General features: G+C 69.0%; 12 protein-coding genes and 1 pseudogene. 8 read left to right on the forward strand and 5 right to left on the reverse strand.

The window, feature by feature from the left end; all coding sequences use genetic code 11:
* Window positions 1-12: 12 nt before the first annotated feature.
* From ED92_RS41360 to ED92_RS15340, 3 genes are all read right to left on the reverse strand, one after another.
* A complete protein-coding gene (locus tag ED92_RS41360; RefSeq protein WP_052120583.1) occupies window positions 13-432 on the reverse strand; it encodes a hypothetical protein in 420 nt (139 codons plus the stop codon).
* Window positions 433-496: 64 nt separating this feature from the next.
* Window positions 497-1,414: a hypothetical protein gene (locus tag ED92_RS15335; protein ID WP_052120584.1), complete on the reverse strand. Its 918-nt coding sequence runs from the start codon at window positions 1,412-1,414 to the stop codon at window positions 497-499.
* 99 nt (window positions 1,415-1,513) lie between these two features.
* The gene (locus ED92_RS15340) at window positions 1,514-2,125 is read right to left on the reverse strand and encodes a LysE family translocator (RefSeq protein WP_037338388.1); all 612 of its coding nucleotides are present in this window, start codon (window positions 2,123-2,125) and stop codon (window positions 1,514-1,516) included.
* An 82-nt stretch (window positions 2,126-2,207) separates the two neighbouring features.
* Here ED92_RS15340 and ED92_RS15345 point away from each other — a divergent pair, with 82 nt between their 5' ends.
* Window positions 2,208-2,669, forward strand: coding sequence for an Lrp/AsnC family transcriptional regulator (locus ED92_RS15345; RefSeq protein ID WP_037338391.1), 462 nt, complete (start codon window positions 2,208-2,210; stop codon window positions 2,667-2,669).
* Window positions 2,670-3,108: 439 nt separating this feature from the next.
* Here the strand turns inward: ED92_RS15345 and ED92_RS15350 are convergent, their stop codons facing one another.
* Window positions 3,109-3,648: an Lrp/AsnC family transcriptional regulator gene (locus ED92_RS15350; protein WP_235213282.1), complete on the reverse strand. Its 540-nt coding sequence runs from the start codon at window positions 3,646-3,648 to the stop codon at window positions 3,109-3,111.
* A 78-nt stretch (window positions 3,649-3,726) separates the two neighbouring features.
* Here ED92_RS15350 and pdhA point away from each other — a divergent pair, with 78 nt between their 5' ends.
* The 6 genes and pseudogenes from pdhA (at window position 3,727) to ED92_RS15380 (ending at window position 9,504) form a co-directional block, all read left to right on the forward strand.
* Window positions 3,727-4,815, forward strand: a complete 1,089-nt coding sequence (pdhA, locus tag ED92_RS15355; RefSeq protein ID WP_037338394.1) for a pyruvate dehydrogenase (acetyl-transferring) E1 component subunit alpha — start codon at window positions 3,727-3,729, stop codon at window positions 4,813-4,815.
* Window positions 4,815-5,813: an alpha-ketoacid dehydrogenase subunit beta gene (locus ED92_RS15360; protein ID WP_037338398.1), complete on the forward strand. Its 999-nt coding sequence runs from the start codon at window positions 4,815-4,817 to the stop codon at window positions 5,811-5,813. The genes pdhA and ED92_RS15360 overlap by 1 nt, the downstream gene beginning before the upstream one ends.
* Entirely contained in the window at window positions 5,806-6,999 is a 1,194-nt protein-coding gene (locus tag ED92_RS15365; RefSeq protein WP_037338401.1) for a dihydrolipoamide acetyltransferase family protein, read from the forward strand. The genes ED92_RS15360 and ED92_RS15365 overlap by 8 nt, the downstream gene beginning before the upstream one ends.
* 81 nt (window positions 7,000-7,080) lie before the next feature.
* Window positions 7,081-8,469: an MFS transporter gene (locus ED92_RS15370; protein WP_081975856.1), complete on the forward strand. Its 1,389-nt coding sequence runs from the start codon at window positions 7,081-7,083 to the stop codon at window positions 8,467-8,469.
* Window positions 8,378-8,653 (forward strand): annotated as a pseudogene (locus tag ED92_RS15375) (VOC family protein); the annotation flags it as partial. The gene ED92_RS15370 and the pseudogene ED92_RS15375, both read left to right, overlap by 92 nt.
* A gap of 77 nt (window positions 8,654-8,730) precedes the next feature.
* On the forward strand, window positions 8,731-9,504 hold the full coding sequence (locus ED92_RS15380; RefSeq protein WP_037338404.1) for a PE-PPE domain-containing protein: 774 nt from the start codon (window positions 8,731-8,733) through the stop codon (window positions 9,502-9,504).
* Between the two features lie 113 nt (window positions 9,505-9,617).
* Here ED92_RS15380 and fusA read toward each other — a convergent pair whose 3' ends face one another.
* Window positions 9,618-11,657 carry an elongation factor G gene (gene fusA, locus ED92_RS15385; RefSeq protein ID WP_037338407.1) on the reverse strand — a complete coding sequence of 680 codons (2,040 nt, stop codon included), beginning with the start codon at window positions 11,655-11,657 and terminating at the stop codon, window positions 9,618-9,620.
* 382 nt (window positions 11,658-12,039) lie between these two features.
* Between fusA and ED92_RS15390 the strand changes: the two genes are divergently transcribed.
* A complete protein-coding gene (locus ED92_RS15390; protein WP_037338410.1) occupies window positions 12,040-13,059 on the forward strand; it encodes a sigma-70 family RNA polymerase sigma factor in 1,020 nt (339 codons plus the stop codon).

Genomic DNA, 13,059 nt, shown 5'->3' on the forward strand with positions numbered 1-13,059 from the left:
GGCGTGTGTCGGTCAACAGGGTGCCACCGCTCCGGTCTCGCCCGCGGGGCACCAACCCGGATGCTCGCGGAGCCACTTGTCGCGCTGTTTCCCGACGTCGCGCTGCGTCATTCCGCGTCCGGCGTTGACGCAGCCGCCGGTCTGGCATTTGGTGTTCGTCCCTGGCTCGTAGCACTGATTCTCGTCCTTGCGGCACGCCGCTCTCCGCTGGTCCGCCTTCGACTTGACGGGCGCCTTGCTCGTGGTCGGCACGACAGCGACCGACGTCGTCACGACCGTCGTGGTCACGTCGGTGCTCGGCGGGTCGGTCGTCGCCGGCACGACGCTCGTCGTCACAGTGACGGCGGGACGTGACGCCGGTTCCGTACGCGCGCAGGCAGGCGCCGCGAGAAAGACTGCGGCGACCGCGAACAGGATCAGCACACGCGCCACGATTCCTCCGCCTCCGCCATCGAACCCGCCTGTATTCGGCGGAAGCGCGGAGAGCGTTACAGCGTCAGCTCGTGGTGGCGGTGTTGATCGCCCGCGCGTAGTCGGCGGCCGTGCCTTGCGCCGAACACTTCTTGATGTCGTCGTACAGCCACATGAAGCCGCCCGGAATCCCCGCGGACGACTTCCAGGCCCGCATCTTGCTCTCCACCTGGGCGGGCGAATCCCCCGCTGTGCAGCCGGAGCCGTTCTTGCTCCAGAGTCCCGGATCCACCGGCATGCCGAGTGACCGCGTCCAGGTCGCCGGGTCGTTGCCGCTGCCACCCGCGTATGCCTGCAGGTACACGCGATCGACCAGGCCGCCGAGTCCGTTCTTCACGCCTTGCCAGTACGACACCGCGGTGTACGGAGTGAGCGTGAAGTTCCGGTAGCCCATCGCGTTCGCCATTCGCGCGAAGGTGACGGTGGAGTCGACGTCGTAATGCGCTTCGTCGTCGTTGTTGATCGCGTCCGCGCCGGTGGCGTTCTTCAGCGCCAGGAAGTTGCGGTAGAGCACGGTGCCGCTGCCGGTGCCGTCGCGCGTGATCAGGTTGTCGATGGCTTCCCAGTCCGGTGTGCCCCAGGCACCGACGGACACCTCGATGCGATCGACCGAGGTCGGTGCCTGCTTCAGCGTCCGCAGCCGGGCCGGCCATCCCGCGTCGCCGACGTACTGGCCGTCTTTCACCACGAGGTGGTCGTTGTAGTACAGATCGCCGTTGTCGTGGACATGGATGCTCCACAGGATGACCGTGGTGAAACCCGACGACCGCAGGACGTCCATGACACCCTGACCGTCCTGATAGAACGGTCCCCCGCCGTAGATCGCGGACCGGCCGGCCGCGGCGGGGATCACCTGCGCTTCGGCAGTATCCGATTGACTCGTTTGGACGATCGACGCGGCGACCACCAAGGCCACCGCGGTACGCACCCAGGTCCACCGCATCAGGTCAGCTCCCTTCGGCCTGCTTCGGAGGGTATGAGATTTTCCAACGGTGCGGCCAGGTTTGTTCGGCGACCTGTCCGGTGGAATGGACCATTCGGCTCACGCCACCAGTCGCTCGACGACCAGGAGTGCTCCCACCACCATCATCGAGGCACCGGAAATCCGGGAAACGACACGGGAAACGGCGGGGCGGGCGCGCAGCAGGGCCTGTGCTCCCACGCCGACGCAGGGGTAGACCATCGCACAGGTGCCGACGAAGGTCAGCCCGAGCACGGCCAGCTGGACCGGGATCGGCCAGCGCGCGGCCGGGTCGGTGAACTGCGGCAGCATCGCGACGAAGACCAGCAGTCCCTTGGGGTTCAGTCCGCTGACCGCCATCCCTTCCAGCAGCGTGCCACCCCTGCTCCCGACTTCCTTGGGAGCGCTACCCAGCGTCGATGGATGGCGCACCGTCTTGAAGCCGAGCCAGATCAGGTAGAGCCCACCGGCGACGGTGAGCGCGAGCAAGGCGATCGGCTTCGAGGCGACGAGGACACCCAGTCCCGCGGCGACCACCAGCGTCATGGCCAAGTAGCCGAGAACGATGCCGCCGGCGGCCGGCAGGACCTGGCGACGAAGTCCGGCGCTGATCGCGAAAGCCCAGTCGGCGCCGGGCACCGCGATGAGCAATGCCGCGACGCCCCAGAAGGCGAGAACGGATCCGAGAGGCATGTTCGAAAAGCTATTCGCGATCCGCCCGAAGGTGCTTCCAACTTCTGTCCCTTTGGGCCGCAAGCGTGGAAGAATCTTCCCCATGGACGCTGTCGACCGCAAGATTCTTGCCATCCTCCAGGAAGAGGGGCGTCTGACGCTCACCGAACTGGCCGAGCGAGTCCAGTTGAGCGCGTCGCCGTGCCACCGCCGGCTGCGCGCGCTCGAACGGAACGGCACGATCAGCGCGTACCGGGCGGTGGTCGATCCCGCCGCGCTGGGGCTGAACTTCGAGGCGCTCGTGTTCGTCACCATGCGGCAAGAGGACCGCGAGACGTTGCTGAGCTTCGAAGACGCCGTCACGCGGATCCCGAACGTCCTGCTCGCGCAGCGGCTTTTCGGCGATCCCGACTACCTGCTGCGCATCGTCACCGCCGACCTCGCCGCGTATCAGCGGCTTGAGGACGACGTGTTGTCCGCGTTGCCCGGGGTGCAGCGGCTGAACTCGACGCTCGTGATGAAGCAGGTGGTCAACGACCGGCCACTGCCCACCACGGCCTCGTGAGCGGCGGGGCGAACCGTCCTCTTTGTACCTGCTAGCCCGAAGTCCGTGAAGGCCTCCTTGAGGGACCCAGTGTCCCTCAAGGAGGCCTTCACGGACCGGTATTCGTTGATCTACGTCTGACCTGTGCGTAGGCGGGATTCGCTCCGTTCCAGACAGGGTCGAGCGTTGTCCATGAAGGATTTGGGACGTTCACCGTCCCAAATCCTTCATCAACGAATCCATGTAGAGGAGCCAGGACGTTCCACGCCCCGAACCCCTCAGGCTCGACCCACACCACTGGGTAAACAAGACAAGTCCCTCAAGGAGGCCTTCACGGACTTGGGCACCCAGACGCGGCGTGATCAGGGACGTGACTCGCGTGACTGGAGGCCGCACTCGGATGTTCCGCCGCTGATCACGCGAGTACCGCCTTTGATCACGTGAGTGCGGTGCCACGTCCTCACCACTCACGAGGGGCGACGCCCGGCTGCTCCTCGAAGATCAGCCACGTCCGCGTCGAGCGCACGCCGTCCAGCGCCTGCAACCGTTCCAGCACGACGTCCCGCAGCGAAGCGTTGTCCGGTGTCCGCACCAGCAGCAGGATGTCGAAGTCGCCACCGACGAGCGACACATGCTCGACGAACGGGATTTGCCGCAGTTCGGCAGACATCGTGCGCCACGACGTCTGCTCGACGGTGATCAGGATGTACGCGCTCGTTCCGAGCCCGGCTCGCCGAGGGTCGATCCGGGCGCCGAAGCCGGTGATGACGCCTTCGGACATCAGCCTGTCCAGCCTCGCGTAGGCGTTGGTGCGCGAGATGTGCAGCCGCTCCGCGAGTGCCCGGACGGCGAGCCTGCCGTCCGCGGTCAGCTCGGCGAGGATGGCGCGATCAATGTCGTCGAGGGCAAGGACCGTTCGTCCCGGATCCGGCCCGTGAGCCACGCCACTACCGGACGGTCGGTCCGGCTGAACCGATTCTGCGGGCAGTTTGTCGCTCATTTCGCGCACCTCTTGAACACTGGGACTCCGGAAACCACGATCTCAGCATCATATGTCTGTGAAAGGTGGTGCTGCGCCATGTCGCGGGAGACCCCTGCCGCCGCGTTGCTGCCGTCCGGGATCCCGGTGCGGTTCCTCGCCGAGGACGGCACGCGCGTCGACGAGCACGGTGCCTACACCGTGCCGCCGGCCGAACGGCTCGTCGAGGCCTACCGGCTGATGGTGCTCGGCCGCCGGTTCGACGCGCAGGCGACCGCGCTGACCAAACAGGGCCGCCTCGCCGTGTATCCGTCCAGCGCCGGCCAGGAGGCCTGCCAGGTCGCGAGCGCGCTCGCCCTCACCGACGCCGACTGGCTCTTCCCCACCTACCGCGACTCGGTCGCGCTGGTCGCCCGCGGCCTTGAACCGGGCGAGATCCTGACGCTGCTCCGCGGCGACGCGCACTGCGGTTACGACCCCGCCAAGACGCGGGTCGCTCCCCAGTGCACCCCGCTGGCGACGCAGACCCTCCACGCCGCTGGGCTCGCCCACGCGATGCAACGCCGGGGCGAGGACGCCGTCGCGTTCGCGCTCATCGGCGACGGCGCCACCAGTGAGGGCGACTTCCACGAGGCGCTCAACTTCGCCGCCGTGTTCAAGGCGCCGGTGGTGTTCTTCGTGCAGAACAACGGGTTCGCGATCTCCGTCCCGTTCGAGAAGCAGAGCGCCGCGCCCGCCCTGGCGTACAAGGGTGTCGGCTACGGCGTCCGCTCCGAGCAGGTCGACGGCAACGACGCCCTCGCCGTCCTTTCCGTGCTGGACGACGCTGTCGCGCACGCGCGTTCCGGTCGCGGGCCGGTACTGGTGGAGGCGCACACCTACCGGATCGACGCGCACACCAACGCCGACGACGCGACCCGTTACCGCGATCAGGCCGAGGTCGAGAAGTGGCGCGCGGCCGACCCGGTTCGCCGTCTCCAGACCTATCTGACCACCGAGAACCTGTTGTCCGACAACGACATCGAGCGATTCCGGGCCGAGGCCGAGACGTTCGCCGCCGGAGTGCGCGACACCCTCAACGCCGACGTCGAGCCGGATCCGTTGTCGCTGTTCGAGCACGTGTACGCCGTCCCGACCCGTCAGCTGGCCGCCCAGCGGGCGCTGGTCGCGGCCGAACTGGAGGCCTGATGTCCGAGCTCTCGATGGCACAAGCGCTCAACGCCGCCCTGCGGGACGCGGTCAAGGACGACGACCGCGTGCTGATCTTCGGCGAGGACGTCGGCCCGCTCGGCGGCGTGTTCCGGGTGACCGACGGCATCACCGCCGATTTCGGCGAAGAACGCTGTTTCGACACGCCCCTGGCCGAGTCCGGCATCGTCGGTTTCGCGGTCGGAATGGCGATGGGCGGGTTCCGTCCGGTGGTCGAAATGCAGTTCGACGCTTTCGCCTACCCCGCGTTCGAGCAGATCACCTCGCACGTCGCGAAGCTGCGGAACCGCACCCGCGGCGCCTTGTCGCTGCCGATGGTCATCCGGATCCCCTACGCGGGCGACATCGGCGGCGTCGAGCACCACTGCGATTCGAGCGAGGCCTACTACACCCACACGCCCGGCCTGCGCGTCGTCACACCCGGCACTCCCCAGGACGCCTACGACCTCCTGCGCGACGCGATCGACTCGCCGGATCCGGTGATCTTCCTCGAACCGAAATGCCGATACTGGTCGAAGGAGCCCGTGTCCTTCACCCGGGAAGGCGCGGCCATGGACCGCGCGGTCGTGCGCCGCGAGGGCAAGGACGTCACGCTCATCGCATACGGCCCGATGGTCGCCACCGCGTTGGAAACCGCGGAGGCCGCGACCGCCGAAGGCTGGGACATCGAAGTGGTCGATCTCCGGTCGCTGAGCCCCTTCGACGACGAGACCGTCGCCGCCTCGGTGCGCCGCACCGGCCGCGCGGTCGTCGTCCACGAAGCGGCCGGGTTCGGCGGCTACGGCGCCGAGGTGGTCGCCCGGATCACCGAACAGTGCTTCCATCAGCTGCACGCGCCCGTCCTGCGCGTGACCGGGCTCGACATCCCTTACCCGCCGCCGAAACTGGAGCGCCATCAGCTTCCGGACGTCGACCGGATCCTGGACACCGTCGCCCGGCTGCAGTGGAACGACGAACCGGTGGTGGCCGGTGCCTGATTTCCTGCTCCCCGACCTCGGTGAGGGCCTGACCGAGGGCACCATCGTCACCTGGCTCGTCGCGGAAGGCGACACCGTCGGCGTCGACCAGCCCGTCGTCGAAGTCGAGACCGCGAAGGCCGCTGTCGAGGTGCCCGTGCCGTTCGCCGGCGTCGTCACCCGCCTCCACGGTGAACCCGGCCAGTCGCTGCCCGTCGGCGCTCCCCTGCTCACCATCGGACCCGGGTTCACCGAACCCGGCGTGACGACCGCGAGCGAGGGCAGCGGCAACGTCCTCATCGGCTACGGCACGACCACCACGACCAGGCGCCGCCGGACGCGCACCGTCGTCGCCACCCCGGAGAAACCGTCGAAAGCGCCGGGCGTGATCTCGCCGTTCGTCCGCAAAATGGCCGTGGACAACAAGATCGACCTGACGAAGCTGACCGGCAGCGGTCCGGGCGGCATCATCCGGCGCGCCGACGTCGAAGCGGCCCTCGCCGTCCCGGAGCAGCGAGACGGCGAGACACGGATCCCGTTGACCGGGGTCCGCAAGGCGGTCGCGGACAAGCTGACGACCTCGCGGCGTCAGATCCCCGAGGCCACGGTCTGGGTCGACGTCGACGCGACCGGACTCGTCGCCGCGCGGAAGTCGCTCAACGCCTCGGCGCCGGATCGCCCGGTCAGTCTCCTCGGACTCGTCGCGCGGTTCGCCGTCGCGGGGCTGCGGAAGTTCCCCGAGCTGAACTCTCGCGTCGAGGGCGACGAGATCGTCCAACTGCGGGATATCAACATCGGTTTCGCCGCGCAGACCGACCGAGGTCTCGTCGTGCCGGTGGTCCGCGACGCGGGCTCACTGTCCACAAGGGAGCTTTCGGCGGCGATCGGCGACCGGACGACGCAGGCCAGGGAAGGGAAGCTCGGCCCGGCAGGCCTCACCGGCGGAACCTTCACGGTCAACAACTACGGGGTGTTCGGGGTGGACGGCTCCGCCGCGATCATCAATCACCCGGAGGCGGCGATCCTCGGCATCGGCCGGATCATCGACCGCGCTTGGGTGGTCGACGGCGAGCTGGTGGCGAGGAAGATCTGCGAGCTGACCCTGGCGTTCGACCATCGGGTGTGCGACGGCGGGACCGCGGGCGGGTTCCTGCGGTTCGTCGCGGACTGTGTCGAGTCGCCGATCACCGCGCTCGGGGACCTCTGAGCGGGTCGCACAACCGACGGTTGTGACCCGCCAACGACCCGTTGTTCGACTTCGGGGCTCCGCCTTGCTTTGATCTCGCGCGTGACTGGGAGATCGCTGGGGCGACGGTTCGGCTGGCTGTGGGCGGCATACGCGGCGAGCGCGTTCGGGACGAGGTTCGCGTTCGACGCGTTCAGCCTGATCGCCATCGTCGTACTCGGCGCGGGCACCGCCGAGGTCTCGTTGCTGGCGGCCGCCGGTCTCGTCGTGGGCGCGGTGGTCGCGCTGCCGCTCGGCCCTTGGGTCGAGTTCCGCCGCAAACGGCCGGTGATGATCGCGATGGACCTCGTCCGGTGCGCGGCGCTGCTGACCGTCCCGGTGGCGTACTCGTTCGGGCTGCTCGGCTTCGGCCAGCTTCTCGCGGTGTCCGTCGTCGTCGCGGCGGCCGACATCACGTTCCTGGCCGCCAGCGGTGCTTTCCTCAAAACCCTGCTGCCCCCCGAAGACCTGCTGGTCGCGAACGCCCGGTTCGAGTCGACCACTTGGACGGCCACCGTGCTCGGGCCGCCGCTCGGCGGTTTCGCCGTCGGTCTGTTCGGGCCGGTGATCACGATCGCCGCCGACGCGGTCAGCTATCTGCTTTCGGCGCTCGGGATCCGTGCCGCCGGTGGTTCGGAGCCGCCGCCCGCGAAGCCGGAAGGCGCCCGGTTGACCGGCCGCGACCTACGGGAAGGCTGGCGATTCATCCTCGCCCATCCGTTGTTGCGGCCGCTCTTCGTCAACACGATCGTGGTCAACGGCCTGATCATGGCGACCGCTCCGCTGTTCGCCGTGCTGATGCTCGGGCAACTCGGCTTCGCGCCTTGGGAGTACGCGGTCGCCTTCGCGGTGCCCTGTCTCGGCGGGTTGATCGGGGCGCGGCTCTCCCGGCCGTTGGTCGCCCGGTACGGCCGGGACAAGGTCCTCTTCGTCTTCGGGTGGCTGCGGGTCTGCTGGCCTGTTTGGCTCGTTTTCGTCCAGCCCGGTGTTCCCGGCCTGGTCCTGGTCATCGTCGTCGAACTGTGCCTGATCACCTGTATCGGCGTGTTCAACCCGGTGCTCGCCACCAGCAGGCTCGAACAGGTACCCCTTGATCGCGCGGCCCGCACGCTGTCGGCCTGGTCGATCGCCGGGAAGCTCACCACCGCCGGCCTGACCGCGCTGTGGGGCCTGCTCGCCGTGTTCACCGGCCCGCGCGCCGCGGTCGGCATCGCCGGGGCGCTCATGCTGGCGACACCGCTCCTGCTCCCCCGAAACCGTCGGACCCCTGTGCCAGTATCCGGGTATGTCGATCAAGAGAGTGGTCACCGACCTCGAGACCAAGACGCTGCCGGAAGCGAAGGCCTTCTACGTACAGGTTCTCGGCTTCGAGGTGGTGATGGATCACGGCTGGATCGTGACCCTGGCCGATCCGGAGCGGCCGGAGGTCCAGCTGAGCCTCATGACCCATGACGAGACGGCGCCCGTCGTGCCGATCGCTTCGATCGAGGTCGACGACGTCGACGCGAGGTACGCGGCCGCCAAGGCATCCGGTGCCGAGATCGTGCACGAACTGACCGACGAGCCGTGGGGTGTCCGGCGGTTCTTCGTCCGGGATCCGAGCGGGCACGTGGTCAACGTCCTGTCCCACCGCTGACGTCCGAGGGTGTTTCATCGAAATTTCATGACTCGTCCCTAGCGTTCGACCACGCACCGTAGTCGAACGAAAGGACGATGAATGTGAAGAAGCTCAGGGGGGTCCTGGCGGCGGCCGCACTGGCCACCGGCTTGATCAGTGTCATGGCGCCGACGGCCCAGGCCGACCAGGCGCGCTACTACATCCTCGTCGGCGGCACGTGTGACGGGGCCGCGACCGTGTACAACGACGCCTGGTTGCGGGGCGGGATCAAGAAGGTGGTCCACTACCCGGCAGGGGCCGCCGGTGCACCCAACTGCGACCAGACGCCCATGGACCAGAGCGTCGCCCGCGGGCACGAAGAGGCCCGCCGTGTCGTCCAGAGCTCCTTCGACGAGAACCCCGGGGCGGAGTTCACCGTCGTCGGCTACTCGCAGGGCGCCCTCGTCGCGAACCTGGTGCTGAACGACATCGCCGACGGCAAACTGGCCGTGGACAAGTCGCGGTTCCGGGCGAAGATCTTCGCCGATCCGATGCAGCCCGTCGGTCCTCCGGGACGCGGGATCAGCGCGGTGCTCCCGGCGGGGACCGGGGCACCGTCGCCGTTCGGCGGCTACGTGTCGTTCGGGCCCGGCCGCACCGACTTCGGCGGCATCCCGTTCATCCGCTACTGCATCGAAACCGACGGTGTCTGCCACTTCGACACCGTCGAGGCGCCTGGCGGCTATTTCGCCCAGCACCTCTGCTACCAGTGGGCCCGTCCCACCGATCACCGTTCGATCATGGAGGACACGATCGCGGACGGCGTGTTCACCAACGGATCGCACGCGCTGCCGCGGCAGAACTGCCGTCCTCCGTGGCCTTCGGTGTGACCGGATGAAGACGGCTGCCGCCCGGCGCCCGATAGCCGGGTGACAGCGATTCGGGCGTTGGCCCGCCCACAGTGTCGTGGGCGGGCCATCGTCGGGCTTCGGACCGGCGCGAACTACCGGACCGGCAGGCCCTCCGGCGCCGGAGCGTGGCCGACCGGCCGGGCGGTGAACGTGCCCCGGCCCTGGGTCCGGCTCCGCAGCCGCGTCGCGTAGCCGAACAGTTCGGCCAGCGGCACGGTCGCGGTGACCACGGTCGTTCCGGCGCGCACCACCGACCCCAGCACCCGGCCACGCCGGGCGGCGAGGTCGCCGAGCACCACGCCGACGGCGCTTTCGGGCACCGTGACGGTCACCTCGGCGATCGGCTCCAGCAGTGTCATCTCGCCGGCGGCCAATGCGGCCCGGAGCGCGAACCTGCCTGCCGCCCGGAACGCCAGCTCCGAAGAGTCCTTCGGATGGGTCGCCCCGTCGGTCAGCGTGACCCGGACACCCGTCACCGGATGCCCGCCGAGCGGGCCTTCCGCCAGCGCGTCACGGCAACCCGCTTCGACGGCACGGACGTATTCCCTCGGCACTCGGCCACCGACCACAGTGGACTCGAACGCGAACTCCCCTTCCGCCAATGGTTCCGTGTCGATGACGACGTGGGCGAACTGCCCGGCGCCGCCGTCCTGCTTGACATGCCGGTGGACGAAACCGGACACGCCGCGCGCGACCGTCTCGCGGTAGGCGACCCGAGGCCGTCCGACGCCGACGTCCAGCCCGTGGTCGCGCCGGATCTTCTCCACCGCCACCTCCAGATGCAGTTCGCCCATCCCGGACAACAGGGTCTGACCGGTCTCACGATCGGTCCGGACGACCAGCGACGGATCCTCCTCGACCAGCCGCGCCAGCGCCGACATCAAGCGTTCCGTGTCGGTGCCCTTCCGCGGTTCGACGGCGACCGAGACGACCGGGTCGGCCGCGACGGGCGGCTCGAGCAGGATCGGCTCCGACGGCGTGCACAGCGTCGCGCCGGGACGGACCGTCTTGAGCCCGACCACCGCGACGATGTCGCCCGCGACGGCGCTGTCCACCCTGGTGTGCCGGTCCGCCTGGACCCGCAGGATGCGGCCGACGCGCTCGCTACGGCCGCTGCCCACGTCCATCACCGCCTCCGAAGTCCGGATCGTGCCCGAATACACCCGCAGGAACGTCAATCGCCCGGTGGCGGTCGAGGTCACCTTGAACGCCAGTGCCGCGAACGGCGCCGACGGATCGGCGGGACGTTCCTGGGTCGTGCCCTCGTACTCACCTCGCACCGGCGGAACATCCGACGGCGCGGGCAAGTACGCCACCACGGCTTCCAGCAACGGCTCCACCCCGCGGTTGCGGTAGGCCGAGCCGCAGAGGACCACGACGCCGTCACCGGTCCGGGTGAGCTCACGCAGCGCAGAGACCAGCGTGTCCGTCGACACCGCCGACGACACGCAGAACTCCTCCAGCGCCCCAGGATGGGCTTCCGCGACGGCCTCGTCGAGCAGGCGCCGTCGCCGGTTCGCTTCGTCCACAAGGGACTCCGGAATCGGTCCTTCCTCGGCGGTCTCGGCGCCATCGGCCCAGACGAGTGCCCGCATCCGCAGCAGGTCGACGACGCCCACGAAGCCGTCTTCCGCCCCGATCGGCAGCTGGACCACCAGCGGACGCGGATGCAGCCGTTCCCGGATGGACGCCACGGCCGCGTCGAGGTCGGCACCCGCGCGGTCGAGTTTGTTGACGAACGCGATCCGCGGCACGCCGTGCCGATCGGCCTGACGCCACACCGATTCACTCTGCGGCTCGACCCCGGCGACGCCGTCGAACACGGCGATCGCGCCGTCGAGGACCCGCAGCGACCGCTCGACCTCGTCGGAGAAATCGACGTGGCCGGGCGTGTCGATCAGGTTGACGCGATGGCCGTCCCACGAACAGCTGACCGCGGCGGCGAAGATGGTGATGCCACGGTCTCGCTCCTGGGAATCGAAGTCGGTGACGGTCGTGCCGTTGTGGACCTCACCTCGTTTGTAGGTGGTGCCGGTGACGTACAGGATCCGTTCGGTGAGGGTGGTCTTGCCGGCGTCGACATGGGCGAGGATGCCCAGGTTGCGGACGGCGGACAGCGGTACGGTGCGCATGGCGCGGGCCTTTCGGGCTGAACTGGCGGAACTCCGACGGCGCGATTCGGCGAACGCGGGCAGGCATCAACCACCGTTGCGCGGCAACGGGAAGAGGTCAGGCGTTCGTGAGACGGGCCGGTGCTAGCCGCGCGGCCGGCACCGGGTGCGCGGAGACACCAGGATCACCTCGTAGCGAGCCGAGGGGACGACGACGGCGCGGTGATGACGCACGGTCCTGTCCTTCCTCGCCGGGGTGATTTCGTGGCGAGTGTAGCCACTCCGCTGTGGACCGCGAACCGGTTTTCCGCGAATTCGGGGGAAACTGGTCGGCGACCGACAAGTTTCCGGCGACGGCGGTGTCCATCCCTTCGAGAGACACCACAAGAGGAGGGAACCCGGTATGCGGGTGGACGAACTGCTGGCCCTGGCGAAAACCGGTGACGGCGAGGCGTTCCGTGATCTCGTGGCGCCGTACCGCCGTGAACTGCAGGTGCACTGTTACCGCATCCTGGGCTCGGTGCAGGACGCCGAGGACCTGCTGCAGGAGACGCTGCTGGCCGCGTGGCGCGGAATCGACGCGTACGAGGAACGCGCGTCCATCCGGACCTGGCTGTACCGGATCGCGACCAACCGCTGTCTCAACGCGCTGCGGGCGGGTGCCCGCCGCCCGCACGACCACGCGGCCTACCGACCGGAGGTCCCCTTGCCCGAGCCGACGCGCCGTCGCCCCGAACCCAGCTGGCTGGAGCCGTACCCGGATCTGCTGCTCGCCGAGATCGCCGACCGGGTGCCCGGCCCGGAGGCGCGCTACGAGGCCAGGGAGTCGATCTCGCTCGCGTTCCTGGCGGCGCTCCAGCGGCTTCCTCCCCGGCAGCGGGCCGTCCTGGTCCTGCGCGACGTCCTCGGGTTCCGCGCGGCCGAGGTGGCCGGCATCCTCGACACCACCGAGAATGCCGTGACCAGCGCGCTCAACCGGGCACGTTCGGCGCTGGCCGGGGAGATGCCGCCGGGTGACCGGGAGTCCGCTCCCCTGCCCGATTCGCCGCGGGAACGCCGGATCGTCGACGAGTTCACCCGTGCCTTCGAGAACGGCGACGTCGGGGCCATCGTGGCGCTTCTGACCGACGACGCCTGGCTGACCATGCCCCCGCTTCCTCTTGAATACCAAGGCCCGGAGGCCGTCGGGCACTTCCTGGCGACCGTCGCGCTCTGCGACGGCCGCCGGTACTCGTTGATCCCGACCCGCGCCAACGGCCAGCCCGCCTTCGGCTGCTACCTCCGCGACCCGAGGACGCCCATCGGCCACGCGCACGGCGTGCTCGTCCTGGAACTCGCGGGCGATCGGGTCACCGCGGTGACCCGGTTCCTCGACAACTCACTGCTCGCGGCCTTCGGGCTGCCCCGCTCGCTGCGCGGCTGA

Origin of the sequence: Amycolatopsis sp. MJM2582, from assembly GCF_000754115.1 — a bacterium.
Classification (GTDB): Bacteria; Actinomycetota; Actinomycetes; order Mycobacteriales; family Pseudonocardiaceae; genus Amycolatopsis; species Amycolatopsis japonica.

Coding starts and splice junctions, on each gene's coding strand:
- ED92_RS15335 (WP_052120584.1), bottom strand. CDS start 1,414: ATGCGGTGGACCTGGGTGCGTACCGCGGTGGCCTTGGTGGTCGCCGCG.
- ED92_RS15340 (WP_037338388.1), bottom strand. CDS start 2,125: ATGCCTCTCGGATCCGTTCTCGCCTTCTGGGGCGTCGCGGCATTGCTC.
- ED92_RS15345 (WP_037338391.1), top strand. CDS start 2,208: ATGGACGCTGTCGACCGCAAGATTCTTGCCATCCTCCAGGAAGAGGGG.
- ED92_RS15350 (WP_235213282.1), bottom strand. CDS start 3,648: ATGAGCGACAAACTGCCCGCAGAATCGGTTCAGCCGGACCGACCGTCC.
- pdhA (WP_037338394.1), top strand. CDS start 3,727: ATGTCGCGGGAGACCCCTGCCGCCGCGTTGCTGCCGTCCGGGATCCCG.
- ED92_RS15360 (WP_037338398.1), top strand. CDS start 4,815: ATGTCCGAGCTCTCGATGGCACAAGCGCTCAACGCCGCCCTGCGGGAC.
- ED92_RS15380 (WP_037338404.1), top strand. CDS start 8,731: ATGAATGTGAAGAAGCTCAGGGGGGTCCTGGCGGCGGCCGCACTGGCC.
- fusA (WP_037338407.1), bottom strand. CDS start 11,657: ATGCGCACCGTACCGCTGTCCGCCGTCCGCAACCTGGGCATCCTCGCC.
- ED92_RS15390 (WP_037338410.1), top strand. CDS start 12,040: ATGCGGGTGGACGAACTGCTGGCCCTGGCGAAAACCGGTGACGGCGAG.